This window comes from Serratia sp. NCCP-200 (genome assembly GCF_059697885.1).
Window position 1 is genome coordinate 110,696 of sequence record NZ_BAAKUJ010000006.1, and the last position, 16,697, is coordinate 127,392.

A 16,697-nucleotide genomic window follows, 5' to 3' on the forward strand; every position below is an offset into this window, starting at 1 on the left:
CCATGTTCACTGACCCGGTTACCGGCCGCGTCGTACAGGAAGCCTTCCCCTGCCACGCTGTGCCGATCTACCTTCTGATGTTTTTGGGGTTTTCATATTAATCTAACTTCTCTTCACCCCCTGCTGCATCTTTTTTAAATAGCCTCTGAGTATCCCAGAGGCTAATGAATTTAATGGGAATTAAATAATAAAGGCCTAAATAATAAAATATTAAGGCCTTTGGTGATTGATAGTCTATATATTATTCTAGGGCTGTTTCATTCCCTATAAAAATGGAGGGTATTTACTTCCTGTGTTCATTAGCACGCTGGGCTTTCTAAACCTTACGCTTGTTTGCAATTTAATAAGGAATGGTTTATTTTTTTGTTTTTTTAATGAAATTTTCACCCACAATGGAAAAAGTGGGTCTAATCCACTGAATACGTCCACGACATCATTGATACCAATAATTTTCCCATATATATTTTCATTGCTAAATACTGTCCGCTGTATAAGTTCATCTTTAGAGTTATACCGTTTCCCTTCCTCGATTACAGGGATTACTGTAAATAATAATTCATTGGAATCAATAGAATGGAGATGTTCCATTAAGAATAAGTCCTCAATTGAACAAAGTAGGTTTTTCTTGAATATATATCTATTCATGTTTTAATACCCTGTGCCGATTTTCTCTAGGTAGTCCAACTGTTGGTCGTCTGAAGTTACACTCCATCCTTATAACCAAGGGCGGGGGCGTATTTAAACATCGAAAAAAGGCATTGTACTGAGGAGTGCTCTTTACCAGTCAGTCCAGTACATCCAACTGGTAGCGGGTTGCCTCGATAGTTTGGATAGCACATGGGCAATAAATCTTACTCTTCAATTAATGAAACAACTCCACATCCAATCACCCCAGCCTCCCATATATCAAACTTGGCGCCAATGAATAAATGGGGGAACACTTCATTTGGGGACAAAAAAATTATAGGCATTGACATTACTCTATCGCCAGGATTAATTTCTCTACCTACTTCCTCAACTAACATACGACAATCATATCCATGCGATGATAATTCATTTATTCCTTTGAAAAAAAAGGGCATTTGAAAACTAAGTTTGGAAGAGGTTTAACCCTCCCACCTTTGCTCGTCTCAAACAAATGTATATCGGCCAAAATTCTTTTCATTTTTTCACCTTAGGTATAGGGGAATAGGGTAGTGCAATAGGTTTCAGTCCTAGCAATATGTTACTTGGCAAAACATATGCTGGTATACCTCCATCAACCTTAGCAAAAAACATTGGGTTATTTAATGTGTTTTTATGCACATCAGTTTGACTATAGTGTACGGGTCGTCTCCAAAACCGAAAACGGCTTTTTTTGCATACTCTGATGCTTTTTTACCTGATGTTGTAAAGTATTTTGTCTCTATGCCAAGTACATTATTAAAAGCTCCTGTGCTCTGAATGTCTGATAGCTCACTGGGGCCTACTGCTCTATATAAGCTAACAAACTCTGGTTCTTCCAGATTAGCATGCGTATTTTCAAACCCATTCTTATCTAATGAAAATAATCCCAATGGGGCAACATAAATAACATGATTCCCATTGGTGTAAGTATAAAGGGTCAGCCCCCTTAAGCACCACAGACTCAAAGTAACTTTAGTAATAAAGCCCCCTATCCTCATTGATGGAAATAGGGGGCTGATTTAAAATTCAATCAACGGGAATGTCTCCCTGAATAATTTAACTATTTAAGTTTTTTAATATATTCACCCCAGGAAACAATAGTGGCCCCTCGCCGTTTCAAGAAGTCTACAACGGCACATCTAAAAATTTCATCCTCCCAAAAAAAGTCAAAAGATTCACCTTGAAATGATGCACATATAGTGTAATCTCCGGTTGACAATTCCTGAATAAAGTAACTATCAACAGTAAGTCCGTCAGAATTAAGATTGTTAATAATCTCTTCATCTGTGATAATGATACATTTCTTTGCCATGATTTAAATCACCTTGAAGATAACTTTTTCTCAAGTTCACATCATGAGATTTTTACTTCTTCTATTCGGGGATTAGTGGGGTATTCCCGACCTCAATGTGAAGGTCGGGGGGGATGTATTAAGTCGGATAATCGCAACGCCAAGGTGGGACAAACAGTTCTGGGTTTATTCCTTCTTTCTTGAAAATTGAAACTAACTCGTCTTCAGTATTTGCTGTAAAATACTTTAGATTAACTGCATCACCAACATCAACACCATCATTAAATTCAATGATTCTAATTGGAATCTCAAAATCTACAACGCAGTACATGAAGTCTTTTGACTTTTTTATGAAATCATAAGAATGGACACTATTTTTCATCTCCTCCGTCATTTTTTGCAAAGCATACAAAGCGATCCAACGTTTTGTATCATCAGATTTTGGCTGGACTTCTTGTGCAATTTCAATATAGGAACCAAACTCAATGCCGTTCCATACTTTTAGCGGAATTCCTAGTTTCTCATTCATTATTTATTACCTACAGTATTTGGCCAGTATATTCTCATTGCTCTTCCGCGAGTAGGATGTAATTGTAAGTGCGGTAAGGCTCCGTGTGCATCGTTAATGTCATGATTTGCCATAAATATTTTTTTACTCTGAATGTCTGACATAGGAGTATCATCCCAATGATAATAAGGCTCTTTAGTAGTAAGGTTAACTTTAAAGTAATCCTTCGCTGTTACCGAGTTGAAGCTTTCAGCATTTCTATAACCTTCTCCTACATATTTACCACGAAAAAGCTCTTCCGCTTCACTTCTATTTCTTACTGTAACCTCTAAAGCACCACGGTCAAGTTCATCAGACGCCCTTTTAACCGAAGCACTAGACCACGGAATTTCAGGAAGCTGTGGAGCTCCTGTATTAACAGAACTCCTCTCCACACCTGTTACATCAGTTTTAAACAGTCCTAGATGATCCACCCAGCTAACCGGGTTCCCATCAACATACTGATAAGAGTTCAACCCACCATCGAGTTTTACCGGATCCGCCGTCAGATACCGCCTAATCCCCGGATCATAATACCGGTTCAGGTTGTAATTAAATTACTGCACCTGGCCATGCTGGTAGTGGTAGACCAATTGTGGGCAGCACCGGCGTTACACCCGCCCTTATAAGCCAGGGCGGGGCACGAATTTAAACATCGAAAAAACGAATTACAAATGAAATCTAAAGCCACCAACCCAATGTGAGTCAGTCATCTTCAAACGGAAATAGGTCACTCTTCCGTCCAATTTCGATTTGCTCTAGCCATTATCTCATCTATTTCTTCTTGTGATTTAACTCTTATCTTTAACCCCATAATACTTATCAAAGTCATAGATTCCTCTTGGAATAGAAAGTGCACCATATAATAGTTTTCTCTATAAGTGCATATAAGTATGTTCTTATCATTTATTCTCATCAAGATGATCTATCGTTTCAGAAAATCCAAACTTTTCAGCACCTCCCTTAGTTGTATATATGTCATGTACTTTTAGATTAAAAACATGCCTTTCTCTTTCGTAATGCATCATTTTGAAATTAAAATCATTGCAGTCAATAACGCTTTCAACTTTATCTACTATATCTTTAATACTATAGTTGTTCACTTTCTCCATAATTAGTTCTGATGTAATCATGGTTTGAATACCTCCATATTGTTTTGTAGGCCTTGCCGCGTCGAGTTGCCAAAGCGATCGTACTCGAAGTGCCTGTCACCAAAAAATGCCAGCTGATTTCCCGGGGCCTTGTTTCCCTCGCCCTGTTCACTGACAGGGTTGCCGGCCCCATCGTACTGGAAACATTCCCCCGCCACGCTGTGTCGATCTGCCACTGGGCGACGGTCGGGGTATAGAGAGGTACTGTTCACCAGTACCCATCCAACTGACCTACTGGCTAGCCTATTCTACCTCTATAAGTGTACGTTTCTCCCCCAGAACACTTTCATCTTGCAAACCATAACTGCATGATAACATTTGGGTTTTAAAAGTTAATTTCATTATATCGTCACACTGATTGGTTTCAATGTTTATGCACATAATCATCCCATGAGATAATTTTAGCCCCTCTTTTTTTTATAAACTCTAAAGCTGCTTGATGAAAAAAATCATCTTCCCAAAAAAAATTAAAATATCGACCATCAGTTAACTTAGCAGCCAGCTCATAGCTGCCAGAATACGTCTCCTGTATGTGATACTCATCAAGACTTATACCATCAGAAGTCAACTTCTCTATAATTTCTTGCTCTGTTATCTCTTTGGCTTTACTCATCTTTTTATTTCCTCTTTTTGGGGTTACTAGATGGGAGAGGTTCTTTTCCTTGCCCTGGGTAAATTATAGTTGTATCTCCTGACTTATCACCCCAAATAATAGAGTGTGGTTGAGCCTTGTGGTTTGGCTTGAGGTCAAGTTGCGCATAATAATATCCATTAATAGTTTTCATATCACCAGATGACGGCCATTGCTGGTAAATATTTTCTGTAGGATGCGTATGTGCTATTGGTCGACTATTTTTAGGAACACCAACACGGCCAGCATCTCCAGAGTAGATTACATGTCGCATTTTTCCATCGACCTCCTGCCTGACCAACAAAACTTCTTTTGGAAAACCGGTGGAGTTATTAGTACTTAATTTAAACATATCGCTATAAGAAACGCTTCGATCTGTAATAATTGTACCTGAATTACCTGGGAGCTTTCCAGTCGCCAACAAATCATCCATTGATGATGATGGTATTTTGGGTAAGGCTGGTGAATCTGTTTTTATAACGGCATTATCGAATCCCGTTCCATCCTGTTTAAACAGTCCAAGTGGATCTACCCAACCTACAGGATTCCCGTCAACATATTGATAAGAGTTCAATCCCCCAGCCAGTTTGATCGGATCCGCCGTCAAATACCGCCCAATCCCCGGATCATAATACCGGTTCAGGTTGTAATACAGCCCGCTTTCCGCATCTTCGTACTGCCCCTGAAAACGCAGTGGGTTGTTCACCTTCGGTTGTGGGTGTCCATACGGATCATCCGGCTGCGTCCATTCCTCCGTCAGTTGCCCATAGGCGCTGTACTGTCCCCGCCATACGGTGTTGCCTTGGCTGTCCGTCAGGCTGTGCGGCGTGCCAAGGTGGTCATTCTGGTACCAATAGGTCCTGACCTTCGGGCTGTTCACCCGTGTAGAGCCTACTATCGTCGCCATTGGCCGGTGGCTGCCCGGCTCATACAAGAACGTCTGCCAGTGCTGTTGATTGTCCGTTTCCGCAATCAGCTTATTGCCCTGCCACAGGTATTCCGTGGTCCGGCCCTCTTCGGTTTTACTGGTCCGGCGGTTAAACGCATCATAGGTGTAGGTGGTTACTTGCCCGTGCGGATCGGTCCGCTTTATCAGCCGGTGCCGACAGTCATAGGCAAAGGTGGTCACCAATTTGTGGGCCTTGCCGCGTCGCTCTACCGCCAAGTTACCAAAGCGATCGTACTCGAAGTGCCTGTCACCAAAAAACGCCAGCCGGTTGCCAGGGGCGCTGTCCCGCTCGCCATGTTCACTGACCCGGTTACCGGCCCCGTCGTACAGGAAGTTTTCCCCTGCCACGCTGTGCCGATCTATCGCCGTGTGGCTGCTAGGGAATTGGGCGCTCAGCAACTGCCCCCGCGCATCATAGCCGTATTCCCGTGGGGCATTTCCCGTAATGCTCGCTAGTTCACCCTGTGCCTGGTAACGGTAATGCTGCTCCCACAGTGGCTGTAGCCCCATCTCGCCGGGCCCCTGCAAGCGGTGTTCCACCATACGCCCCAGACTATCGTACTGGTAGCGGTTGACCAGCCCGTTGCCCTGCCGCCGCTCCTGCTCGCGCCCGGCGTTGTCGTGGTTGAACGCCAGCAGCGGCTGTTCGTTTAGCGTGATCCCCTGTACCCGGCCATGCTGGTAGTGGTAGCCCAGTTGTTGGCCGTCCGGCAGTCGGCTGCCTTTCAGCAACCCGCTATGTGGATCGTACTGATAACGTTGCGTTGCCCACCCTTGGTGCTCTACCACCAGGCGATTGGCGATGTCGTATTCCCAGGCCAGCGGCATCTGCCCGTCATTGACGGCAATTAACCGCCCCAGGGCATCATAGTCGTACTGCTCTACCTGCCCATCCGGTAGGGTCTTACGCAGCAGTTTTCCCTGCCAGTCTCGCTGGTAGGTTGTGACCAGCGGCTCCGCATCTGGCTGATTACCGTATTCTCGCTTTTCAATCAGCCTGTCGTTCAGATCGTACGCATACGCGGTTTTAACCCCGTCAAACCCGATCTCTTCACTCAGCAGCCCCGTCGCCGTGTAAGCCAGGCGGTAACTTTCCCCTTTAGGGTTGAGGATCTCACTAACCTGCAGGTGCGTGTTGTCGTAACGATACTCCAGCGTACTGCCATCTGGCAGGATCTTGCGCGTCAGCAGATGCAGGGGGGCTGCGTACTCGTAGCGGGTAACCAAACCGGCCGGATCGCGCGATTCGGTCACCTTGCCATAGGCATTGTAACGGTATCGCTGGGTGCGGCCGTCCGGCGTGGTCTGCTCCAGCAACCGTTCCAACGCATCCCAGACAAAATGGGTGGTATTACCTGCTTCATCGGTAACGGCGATCGGCTGGGTGCCAAGGGGGGTATAACGGTAACGGCGCACGCTACCGCCACTGGTGGTACTCTCCAGTAAACGCCCTACGTTATCCCAACGATACGTTTGTGTCACCCCGTCAGGATGGGTAACGGCACGCATCTGCCCGTTCGGGAAATAGTCGTACTCAGTCACCTGTTCCCCGGGTGAGCGCGCCGCGTAGATATCCCCATGTTCATTAATGCTATTGAGCCACACTTGCTCCAGGCGGCCACTACCCTTGGCCACCCGCTTGAGCTGACCGTCCAGATAGGTGTAGCGCGTCATGCTGCCATCCGGGCTCAGTTCGAGCACCAGGTTACCCGCGTCGTCATAAAAATAACGGGTCTGCTGGCCCAACGCATCGGTGGTGCTGACGCGTAGCCCCTCTTCGTTGTACGTATGGCGGGTTTCTGCACCGTTCGCTGCCCGCCGGAAAATCAGCCGGGCCTGGCCGTCGTATTGATAGATCTCCTGGCTGCCGTCGCAGCGCCGTAGCGTCACCTGCCGCTGGTTATCGTCCCACAGGTAACGGGTATCTAACTGGGCGAAATTGCCATACTGACGGATACAGCGTGATGCTGGCCCCACGCCTTCCCAGGCCCAGTTAAAACAGGCGCCGCCCGCCAACTGGCGCTGTGTGATGACATGGGCCTCGTTGTACTGGTAGTGCTCTTGCTCCCCACAGGCGTTCAGGGCGCTGGCCAGTTGCCCGGCCGCGTTGTAGGTGTAATGTGCCAGCACTTGCTGCGTCACCCAGACCGCATCACGATAGGCCTCTTCACGGATCAGTGCCTGCAAATGGACCTGCGCGATGTGCGCCGAGTCATCATCCGTGTACTGGAACAACAACCGGCCCTGCGCATGCTGTAGGTGGATCAGGCGCTGCTGGCGATCGTATTCCAGTTGCAGACGGTTGTGATATTTGTCGCTGAGGGCGGTCAACCGCCCCCATTCTCCCTCACGCACAAAGGTATACACCCCAGCGCCACCGCCAAAGGTGAGGCTGTATTCGTTCTCGTGGCTACCGAGGGCCAGCACCGCGCCCCCGAGCACATTGGTCAGGATTGGGTGTTCGGCATTCGGATAGGGGAAGGGGGTCCGCTGGTTTTCATCGTTATGCCAGACAATGGTGTCGTCGGTAAAATGCAGGCGGTGGGAAAGGCTATGGCTCCAGCCGTACCCCAAACCCAGATCCAACTCACAGGCGCTGGTGCGGTAAAAACGCTGCCAGGTGAAGGGCAGCAGCCCCGGCAGGCTGCCTTCGCTGATCGTCAACAGTTCTTCGCCGGTGCACAACGAAACCGGATCGCCGTCCTTATCAGTGTGCTCGCTTCTTGGCGTCGCCTTGCCCTGCGGGTTTTGACCGCTGCTGTTAGCTTGGATGACCGGCGATTCAAACTTGGTTTCATGCAGGTTATTGGACCCAGTGGGTAGACTACTCTGATTTTCCAGGCTCTTGCCCAAGCCAGCGGAGTCGATATTCGCGGTTTTTTTGATATTTAACGGAACAGCCCCTGCCCGAATAGGGTTCTTGGCCAAATAATGGGGGACGTGTTCATTGATCAGGGAAATGATTTCTTTTATCCCCCCCATGATCGCTTTCCCTGCACCGGCATTGGCACGAAATAACGGTTTCATTGACTCTCCTTGATTATCGGGCCGGGCTAATACCGGCTAAGCTATCCAACCCATCCAGGGCTAATTTGGCTACGGCACCGGGTAGCACGATGTAAAGCAACAGCATCATGACCAATTCGCCTGCCGCTCCCCCGGCAAAATCGGCGATCTGTTGCGGTGTCAGCAGGCAAAAGTAGCTGTACAGAGCGTGGGCACAGATAAACATCAGCATCTCATCGGAGAGGATCACCAACGTATCGGCAATCTGTTTTTTGCCGGTGTCATACAGCTCTTTCATTTTATCCACCCCCTTCTGGCCGATATAAGCCAGCATGGCATCCAGGTTCTCGCTGGTGATCCATTGCACGATCTTTTTGGCTGTCTCGTACAGTTCGAGGATTTTGTCGCGTAACCCGGCAAAAAATGCTTTGAACGCCTGGGTAAAGTCCACCTGAGCGCCTCTGTCTGTAAAATCCTTCCAGGCTGCCTGCTGGTGTGTTTTCCACTGGGTTTCCAGCAGGTTGGTACACTTGACGATCAGCTCGCTGTAGGATTCATCCAGCCGCTGGAGGTTACTTTCACTGCTAGCCTGGGCGTTGACGACAACGTGATAGGTATACGCATCGTCGCACTCGGGCAGATTAATGGTGGCCATCCCGTTGTCATCGAAAGCCAGGCCATCCAGCACGGTGATGTCCTCAAAGTCCGAGGACGCCATGTTGTTGTAATAAGGTCCGTACGCCTGATTGACACTCATGTAGGCTATCTGCCGAAACTGTTCCGGGGTCTTTTTCTTACGTTTGATGATCTTGAAGGAAGAGCCTGCAATCGGGAGATACCCCTTGGCTTCAAAGGCGTGTGTCAGGGTAATGGGTTCATTGAGGGTGCACTGCATGGCGCCGTTAAGCGTGCCTTTGTCTATCCGCGCGGTTGCAATGACAAAGTCCCCGACTTTCACCTCTTGATCCATCAACAGCAAGCTGCCCAATAGCGGAAACTCTGTCGTATCGTGGTAACGCGTCAGGCAGGATTTAAAATTGTTCAGCGTCTTCTGGAAAAGCTTCTCAGGGTCGATGGGTGCAGAAGGGATCGTCACCCGTTTGTTGTAATTCCCGTATGCGCTGCTGGTATACGTCGTCGAGTTGTTGCCATACCCATAATAACTCATCACTCACTCTCCAATGTGGTGACGATGCGAGCCATCAGCCCTTCACGCTGCCCATGGCTTTGCACCAGTAAATGTCGGATCTTCATCTCCAGCAAGGCAGGGGAAAAACGCCCATAGAGATCGGCACGGGTTTCCTGCAATTGCTGTAATGCCTGGGCAATCACCGGCCCAGGATCCGTTTTCAGAAGTTGGTCAATCAGACGTTGCGGCACCTGCCACCAGGGGCTGACCTGGGCTTGCGCCGTAGGATCTACCGGGCAGGTAAACACCTCGCCGTTTATCCAGTAATCCGAGAACACCGGCAGAACATCTATCCAGTGCTCTCCCATATAACGCAGGTGTGCTGGCAGATAACGCCCATCCCAGTAGCGGAAAAACACCGCTTTACCCCCAGGCATGATCACCTGAGTCAAACCGGCAAGGTGGGCCGCCAGGGCAACCTGCGGCAACGGTGAACGCGCCAACCAGCCCCAGTTGCGCAGGGGCGTTTCTGCCACCCAGCGCAGAAACGGGCTGCCGTCAGTGAGCGGCACCAGCACCGGCATCACCTCGAACCAGTTGGCATACGGCGTATTGGCGTAAAGCCCGTACGGCGTGCGGCTTCCATCCTCCCGGTAATAGGCCTTGATACCTTGCGCACCGTTGGTATTGGCCAAGACGGCGTACAACGGCGTTCCCGATGTGTTTCTTGCCCAGTCCTGTACGGTCTGTTGCATCTTTATTCCTCCTTGACGATGAGTGGCCAATTAAATTGCGCACCCTTCCTCTTTACATTTCTCACACTCTTCGCAATAAGGAGCATCACTACTAAGCACACCCTGCTGGATTAGCGTGGGGGCCGCCAACAACGGCACCACACCCGGCATCTTCAGGTTGACTCCCTGTCCGCTGCCCGCAGAGCCACTGCCCACCTGCAACGATGACGACGTGAAAATGGCCCCCGGTGCCAGTTTGATAAAGCTGCCCCCGGCCTTGAGCGTCAGCTCGCTGCCCGCCGAGAGGGTGATTTTGGCCCCGGCTTCAACCGATACTTCCTGCCCAGCCTTCACCACATAGGCGCTGCCGACCTGTAAATGGGATTCGCCATCGGCCAGTTCGGACTTTTTGCCGCTGGTGTGGAGGGTGAGTTCACCCTTGATGCGGCTTTCCCGGTTGCCCTCGATTTCGCTCAGGCTGTTGCCACCAATCTTGCTGCTCTGGTTGGCGCGAATGTCCCAGTGCGCATCGTTGTTGACCAGGGCCTTGAGGTCTTTCTGTGCGTGCAGGTAAATCTCCTCGCTGCCCGCTTCATCCTCAAACGACAGTTCGTTAAAGCCCTCGGCCTTGTGCGATTTGGTGCGCCAGACCGATTTGGTCTTGTTGGCCGGTAACGGGTAGGGCGGTTTGTTCAAGCCGTTGTAGTAACGCCCGCTCACCACCGGGCGATCGATATCGCCGTTCAGGTAGCTGATCAGCACTTCCTGGCCGATGCGCGGCAACGTCACCGAACCAAAGCCGTCCCCCGCCCACTGGTTGGAGACCGGCACCCAGCAGGACGCTTTTTCATCCGCCGGGTCATAACGGTTCCAGTGAAAGTGCACCCGCACCCAGCCCAGTTCGTTGACGTACAGCTCTTCGCCTTTCGGTCCGACGATGGTGGCCACCTCGTCCCCGTCGGCCAGCGGCTTGTAACGGTAGCTTGGCCGCCAGTCGATATTCCCCGGCGCAAAGGTCAGCGAGTTGGTGAAGGTGGTGCCGCTGCCGTTACTCTCTTCTTCCAGCGCGGCAGGCTGCTCCCCACGGTGGCTGACGGTGATCACCTGCCAGCGATCGTTGCGCGCCTGCACCGGATGGCCCTGCAAGGTAAAAATCGTGCCCGGCATCAGCCGGATGCTGTTGGTTTCTGCTGCGCCCTGTTGGGTGCCCGCTTGCATGGCCTCCAGCCGCACGGTGCTGAGCTGCGGTCCGGTCTGGTCATCCTGATAACGGCCATAGCTCTCAAATACCGAGTATTGGGTGGCTTCACCACCCAATGCAGGGTCGCTCTGCTTAAACTGCAGAGGATGGTCGGGCCGCCGGTGTTCGCGATCTTTAAGCACGCTTTCCCGTGACTGCATGAACGCCCCCAGGGTCAGCCGATGGGCAATGTCGCCCTGGGTTGGCGACTGGATATGCGGGTTGAAGGTCAGCGGGATACCTTCCGTCATGCTCAGGTGCGAATCGCCATACACCAGTTCGTTATCTTCAAACCAGAAGCTGATCCCCACCTCGGCCATCAGCCGTAGGATGAAGTCCAGGTCGCTTTCGCGCTTCTGGGTCACGTACTCACGCGGTGGATAGGTCTGCTGGATATGGCTCTGATAAGGGATGCGGTGTTCGTCCAATACCTGATTGACGATGTCCGGCACCGACAGGAAATGGAAGATCCGGCTGTCCTGTTTCAGGCTGAGTACCCAGACATCCGGGCGGATCACCGCCTGATAGTAGGTGCGGCGAAAACCGCTTTCTCCCTGAGTCAGGCTGGCGATCAGCCCTGGGATCGTGCGCTGTTCCTTGCCACTGACGGTGACGGTCAATGCCCCCGGCTGCAGCAACTGTGCTTCCAGTTCGATGTCTGACCGGGTGCTGACCAGGTTTACCGTCAAGGTAAACAGGGTCGACAACCCTTCTTCCAGGGTAAAACCGGCCACGTCAAAGGTGTCCGGAGGCAGTTCACCGAGTTGGCTGCTGAAAAATAATCCGCTGTCCATCGTTCACTCCTTGTGGTGTCTCACATCATGGCTCGTTGGCCGCGCGCCAGGGGCAATGCCCAGCGCCGTTGTGAAGGTTCGGTTATCACATCCAGCAGCAGGAAGCTGTTGGTGGTCAGGCAATGGGTAAAGAAGACGCTCAGCGCCGCCGCAAAGGTGTAGGCTTCGCCGGGGCTGTCGAACGCCTGATCGTCGAGCGTCAGGGTCATCTGCAAACCGCGCCGCAGCCGTTCCCCCATCAGGGTATTCACCGGTTCGGTCTTGACGGCGGTGATGCCCTCCACCGCCCGGCGAATGTGCCGGACCTGGGGCAGGTTATGTCGGGCGTGCAGGCAAAAATCGTCGATCGCCCGCTGTACCGTTTCCCGGTGGTTGAGGAGCGCGGGGCTGAACGACAGGCAGGCCATCAGCCGCCAATGGTGATGGCTGTCCACCACCGCCGGGTACGGGGTCGAAAATCGGGTGACGGTAGTGACGTCCAAAGTGTCGGTCACCGCCATGCCGAGCAGGAAAGGGGAGCCAAGCGGTAACGTGGGAGATTGCGCCGAGGTGGTGAGCAGGTCACAGACCACGGCCCGGCAAGGGGGCTCTGTCAGCGGTTCTCCTGCACTGTTGCACAACACCAGTTCATGCTGCATCCGCCCCAGGACATCACCACTGACCCGGACGGTGTAAAACAGCGCCAACCCGGCGTCGGGTGCATAACGCGATTCCGGCGTCAGTTCGCTGTCGGGTTGGAATTGCACCCGTCGGCCCCGCCGCAGGGTATCCGGCTCTTCCAGCATGCTGACGCCGGTGATGGCATACACCCAGCGATCGTCGGCATACGGTAGCGGGTAAACGCTCTGCCCGGGTAGCAGCCGTATGGGGGCGCTTTTCTGTTCCGCCAGGCTGATCACCGGGACGCAGTGCAGCATAAAGGCCGACGCCAGTTGGGCCTGGGTGAGCGGGATCTCCCCGTTGAACGTGAGGATGACGGTAAAGGTGCGGCTATTCCCCAACGTCAGCCCTGAGTGCATCGGGCCAAAATCCAGCGTCAGGAAATCATTCACATGGGGCAGGTACAGGTATTCGGCCAGGCTCTGCAGCGCCCAGGTGGTTTCCCCCTCGTGTGGCAGGATGCGGTTATCCGCAGTTGGCCGCGGGGAGGACAACACTGTTTCCAACACCCATTGTCGTCCTTCCACCTGTAGCACGGGCCGGTCCTGATGCTGTTCACACCACAGGGTCAGCGTCGCTGCCACCTGTGGATCATCGCCCAGAAACAGCGATAGCGGCTGGGTTGGCCAGGTGTCACCCGGCCCCTGGTACTGAAACGTGAGGCGGATCTCGCTGTGGGAGTGGGTGACCAGCAACTGCCGGTCAATCAGGGCCAGCGGCTGCAGCGTCAAGGCATGGCAGGTCTGGAACACCTGCGTACGTCCATCGGACAACAAGGAGAGCGATTCTCCGGCGGGCAAGGTTAACGGCGCATCCAGCGTGCTGGCTTTGGCGCTGACGTTCACCACGCCACAGGCTGGAATAGGCCGCAAGGGGAAGGGCCAGGTACGCTCAAGATGCCCCTGCGTGACCTCGGGGAAGCCGTCCTCCAGGCGTTGACGCAGGCCGGCATTCAGCATTGCCGCCCCCTGGATCAGGCATTCCACATCCGGATCGCCGGCATGGCGACCCAGTTGCGCGGCCAGTGCGGGTTTTTCCTGCCCCACCTTGTCCGCCAGCGCACGCAGGTAGGCATGTTCCTCTCTGAGATGATCGGTAAAGTTCATATCAATCCTTGACGTTGGCTACCTGCGCACAGGCAACAGGGTGTAGGGTTTCTCTTCGGGTTGCCCCACAAAGGTGGTCCACCCCAACTGGGTCCGCTGTGTGTCGCCGAGCTTCAGCCCCCCGGCCTGATGCCGTGCCAGCGTCAGGCGCAGATCCCAGACCAGCGGTTCGCGCAGGATGTACTCGACAAAATTGACCAGCAGGCGATGCTGCTTACCGTCAGGTAAAAACGACAGGTACTGTTCCTGCGTGAGCTCATTGATCGACAGTTGAAATTTGACGCTGCGATCGCGCATCCGGCTGCCGATCACAAAGTTGCCCCCCAGCAGCGAACGGGGTTGATGGCGTTGTCCGCGTACGGCGGTGACCTGGCCCAAGCGATTTTGCTGCTCGTCACTCAACGTCATGACGTGGGGCATACAAGACTGCACCGTCACGTCTGGGAGTGAAAAGAAGTGACCGACCAGGCGAGCGATCACCTCCGGCGAACGGCCCGGTGAGGCCAGCAGACCGGCGTAGGCCAGCATGGCTTCGGCGTTGATTCCCAACTGCTCTCGCGTCTGCGGATGGCCCAGGCCTATCAGGGCAAAAATACGCCCTGAGGTGGCATCGCGGCCCCCCGGTTTAAAGGTGATCTCATAGCGGTATTTGCGCCAAATCTGGTGCGCCAACGACAGAGGCCGATGGTTGAACACCGCCAGAAAATCGTTGAGCCGCGTTTCTCCCTGTGCCGTGCTCCCGGCAATGTCATCCAGGTAGTAATAGGGCAAGGGCGACTGGCTGCCTTGCAGGCCCAGAAAACTCACCTCCAGGCGCAGCGGCCCACCTGGCTCATGTTGCAACGCCACCACATCGCTGGCGGCAAAGCCCAACCCGGCAGCGGCGGTAAAGCGCAACGCCTCCCGGTTCGGCGGCAGGCCGAGCGTGCGGGCCGGATCGATGCCTGCCAGCCGGTTCAGCCCTTCCACCAGGCGGTAGAAGTCATACTGGCTAACGTTATCGGCGATAACCTGGAGCTGCTGCTCCTGCTCTGCACTGGGGATCATAGAAAGCGGTAAGACTCCTGATTATCTTGGTTAACCACGGTGAGGGTATGGAAATGGTTGACGCTGGCGCGCTGGGCCAGGAACCGTGCCAGTACCCGGCCATACAGATAGAGCTCGCCTTCCGAGTCAAACGCCCCTTGGAGCCGCACCGTAAGCACCGAGGCCAGGCCATCGATCGGCACACCGTCGATATGACGTTCAGCCGGGCGTACGGTCAGGCTGAGTAACCCCGCCCTGCGCCGCCGGGAGACCCCTGCCGCCAGTTCACTGTGCCAGGCGGGTAGATCGCAGGCGCTCAGCACCTGCCGCAGCGCCGTTAGCGTCAGCAGTGAGCGGCTGTTCAATGAGATATTGCGCAGCAGGGCCGCCTGCAAGGTGGCATCCAACCTTGGGCTCAGGGGGACCGACGGGCGGGTGATATTGTGTACGCGCACCCCCGGCGGGCAGCCGGTGGCCGGTTGGCGGAGTTCTCCTACTTTCAGGTGCAACGGCAGGCGGCGGTGGCTGCATGTGAGCCGTACGGACACCGATTCCGGCGGCAGGTTGTCCAGGTTTTCTCCGTGGCGGATCAACGCCAGGTGATGGTTCAAGCCCCCCACGGGCGATGAGGTGACCCGCACATGGTAATACCCCGCATCTTGTTGCTGGCTGAAGCGTTCAAACGGCGCATAGCGGCGGGGGACATCACTCAGGGCTGATACGCCGGTCACTTCATCCACCGAGAACACGTCGTAATCCTCAGGATGGCGCACGCTGGGGAATAACGGCAGCTCTGACTGCGTACCATCGAGGCTGATCCCGTCAGCGTAATGGCTAAACAGGTTGATGGCGGGCGTGCAATGCAGGCGCACCGTCTGGCGGTTGATAACCAGGGCAGAAGGCAAAGGCCGGGAGAAGGTGAACCGCAGGGTAAAGCCGTGAGAGGCTGATAGCGGAGGTAGGCTAGGGAAGCCCGTTACGTCCATAAATAAAAAGGCGTTGGGGAAGCAGGCGTGCTCTTGCAGCAGGCGATAGCCGGGGTCGGCATTCTGTGGCCAGGGCAGCAGGGCCTCTTCGTCGTTGAAACCGACCGGGGTGAGTGCGAGCTCAGGCAGCGGCCACGTCTTTCCCCCCACTTCCAGCGTGGCGTGGCTCAGGTATTCACTCAGCCACAAATGCAGCTGTTGCCCGGTATGCAGGTCTTCCCCCAGATACAGCCGCAGGCCGTTCAGGGTAGTGAGATCCAGGGGCCGATCCGCCGTGGTGACCAGTTGCAGACACAGGCTGTCATGGCCGTGCCGCTGCTCGCGGCTTACCGCCTGCATCTGTAACGGCCACAGCCGGGTATCACGGCAGGTGCGGAAATGGCACCGCAGCGTTTCCTCACCGGTTGTCACTGGCAACGGAATACTGACCACCGTGGCCCCCTTGGCGATCTGGGGGCAAGCCTGCGCGGGATCCGACAGGTAATCCTGCTGCCATTCCAGCACGGTCATGCTCGGGGTGGGTCGCAGAAAATAGGGCCACAGCAGGGCCAGCATATGGTGGGTGAGGTTCGGTAGCTGGTCTGCCAACTGCCCCTCTAACTGCCCGGTCATCCAGGCCATTCCCTCCAATTGCCGCTCCACATCGGGATCGTGGTTGGATGCGGTCAGGAAGGAAACCAGCGGGGCATGTGTTTGTTGCAGCACCTCGGCAGCCTGGTGTAGCGCTTTGCGCCGACGGGCTGGAGGGAATTGCCGATGTTTGTTCTGGTTCATGCGCAAG

General features: G+C 53.4%; 12 protein-coding genes. All 12 read right to left on the reverse strand.

Features of this window, described 5'->3' with window-relative positions; all coding sequences use genetic code 11:
* Positions 1-1,726: 1,726 nt before the first annotated feature.
* Positions 1,727-1,978 (reverse strand): hypothetical protein, encoded by a 252-nt coding sequence (locus AC6HVW_RS19195; protein ID WP_186486326.1) that lies wholly within the window; start codon positions 1,976-1,978, stop codon positions 1,727-1,729.
* 118 nt (positions 1,979-2,096) lie between these two features.
* Complete coding sequence (locus AC6HVW_RS19200; protein ID WP_179248565.1) at positions 2,097-2,486, reverse strand: hypothetical protein; 390 nt, start codon at positions 2,484-2,486, stop codon at positions 2,097-2,099.
* Positions 2,486-3,049 carry an RHS repeat-associated core domain-containing protein gene (locus AC6HVW_RS19205; protein ID WP_186486407.1) on the reverse strand — a complete coding sequence of 188 codons (564 nt, stop codon included), beginning with the start codon at positions 3,047-3,049 and terminating at the stop codon, positions 2,486-2,488. The genes AC6HVW_RS19200 and AC6HVW_RS19205 overlap by 1 nt, the downstream gene beginning before the upstream one ends.
* Positions 3,050-3,406: 357 nt before the next feature.
* Positions 3,407-3,637: a hypothetical protein gene (locus AC6HVW_RS19210; protein WP_186486325.1), complete on the reverse strand. Its 231-nt coding sequence runs from the start codon at positions 3,635-3,637 to the stop codon at positions 3,407-3,409.
* 382 nt (positions 3,638-4,019) lie between these two features.
* A complete protein-coding gene (locus AC6HVW_RS19215; RefSeq protein ID WP_179248563.1) occupies positions 4,020-4,268 on the reverse strand; it encodes a hypothetical protein in 249 nt (82 codons plus the stop codon).
* Between the two features lie 4 nt (positions 4,269-4,272).
* Positions 4,273-8,262 (reverse strand): RHS repeat-associated core domain-containing protein, encoded by a 3,990-nt coding sequence (locus tag AC6HVW_RS19220; protein WP_497569633.1) that lies wholly within the window; start codon positions 8,260-8,262, stop codon positions 4,273-4,275.
* Positions 8,263-8,275: 13 nt separating this feature from the next.
* Complete coding sequence (locus tag AC6HVW_RS19225; RefSeq protein WP_071682749.1) at positions 8,276-9,409, reverse strand: hypothetical protein; 1,134 nt, start codon at positions 9,407-9,409, stop codon at positions 8,276-8,278.
* On the reverse strand, positions 9,409-10,125 hold the full coding sequence (locus tag AC6HVW_RS19230) for a DUF4123 domain-containing protein (protein ID WP_071682750.1): 717 nt from the start codon (positions 10,123-10,125) through the stop codon (positions 9,409-9,411). The genes AC6HVW_RS19225 and AC6HVW_RS19230 overlap by 1 nt, the downstream gene beginning before the upstream one ends.
* A 30-nt stretch (positions 10,126-10,155) precedes the next feature.
* Positions 10,156-12,138, reverse strand: a complete 1,983-nt coding sequence (gene tssI / locus AC6HVW_RS19235; protein ID WP_141130892.1) for a type VI secretion system tip protein TssI/VgrG — start codon at positions 12,136-12,138, stop codon at positions 10,156-10,158.
* A 20-nt stretch (positions 12,139-12,158) separates the two neighbouring features.
* Positions 12,159-13,904 carry a type VI secretion system baseplate subunit TssF gene (gene tssF, locus AC6HVW_RS19240; protein ID WP_071682752.1) on the reverse strand — a complete coding sequence of 582 codons (1,746 nt, stop codon included), beginning with the start codon at positions 13,902-13,904 and terminating at the stop codon, positions 12,159-12,161.
* An 18-nt stretch (positions 13,905-13,922) separates the two neighbouring features.
* Complete coding sequence (gene tssG, locus AC6HVW_RS19245) at positions 13,923-14,951, reverse strand: type VI secretion system baseplate subunit TssG (RefSeq protein ID WP_059199175.1); 1,029 nt, start codon at positions 14,949-14,951, stop codon at positions 13,923-13,925.
* The gene (tssF, locus tag AC6HVW_RS19250) at positions 14,948-16,690 is read right to left on the reverse strand and encodes a type VI secretion system baseplate subunit TssF (protein WP_497569634.1); all 1,743 of its coding nucleotides are present in this window, start codon (positions 16,688-16,690) and stop codon (positions 14,948-14,950) included. Before tssF (AC6HVW_RS19250) ends, tssG begins: the two co-directional genes overlap by 4 nt.
* Positions 16,691-16,697: the final 7 nt, after the last annotated feature.

Excerpts from the sequence above, each read along its gene's own strand:
- AC6HVW_RS19200 (WP_179248565.1), bottom strand. The coding sequence starts at position 2,486 with ATGAATGAGAAACTAGGAATTCCGCTAAAAGTATGGAACGGCATTGAG.
- tssF (WP_497569634.1), bottom strand. The coding sequence starts at position 16,690 with ATGAACCAGAACAAACATCGGCAATTCCCTCCAGCCCGTCGGCGCAAA.
- AC6HVW_RS19230 (WP_071682750.1), bottom strand. The coding sequence starts at position 10,125 with ATGCAACAGACCGTACAGGACTGGGCAAGAAACACATCGGGAACGCCG.
- AC6HVW_RS19220 (WP_497569633.1), bottom strand. The coding sequence starts at position 8,262 with ATGAAACCGTTATTTCGTGCCAATGCCGGTGCAGGGAAAGCGATCATG.
- tssI (WP_141130892.1), bottom strand. The coding sequence starts at position 12,138 with ATGGACAGCGGATTATTTTTCAGCAGCCAACTCGGTGAACTGCCTCCG.
- AC6HVW_RS19215 (WP_179248563.1), bottom strand. The coding sequence starts at position 4,268 with ATGAGTAAAGCCAAAGAGATAACAGAGCAAGAAATTATAGAGAAGTTG.
- tssG (WP_059199175.1), bottom strand. The coding sequence starts at position 14,951 with ATGATCCCCAGTGCAGAGCAGGAGCAGCAGCTCCAGGTTATCGCCGAT.
- tssF (WP_071682752.1), bottom strand. The coding sequence starts at position 13,904 with ATGAACTTTACCGATCATCTCAGAGAGGAACATGCCTACCTGCGTGCG.
- AC6HVW_RS19225 (WP_071682749.1), bottom strand. The coding sequence starts at position 9,409 with ATGAGTTATTATGGGTATGGCAACAACTCGACGACGTATACCAGCAGC.
- AC6HVW_RS19210 (WP_186486325.1), bottom strand. The coding sequence starts at position 3,637 with ATGATTACATCAGAACTAATTATGGAGAAAGTGAACAACTATAGTATT.
- AC6HVW_RS19195 (WP_186486326.1), bottom strand. The coding sequence starts at position 1,978 with ATGGCAAAGAAATGTATCATTATCACAGATGAAGAGATTATTAACAAT.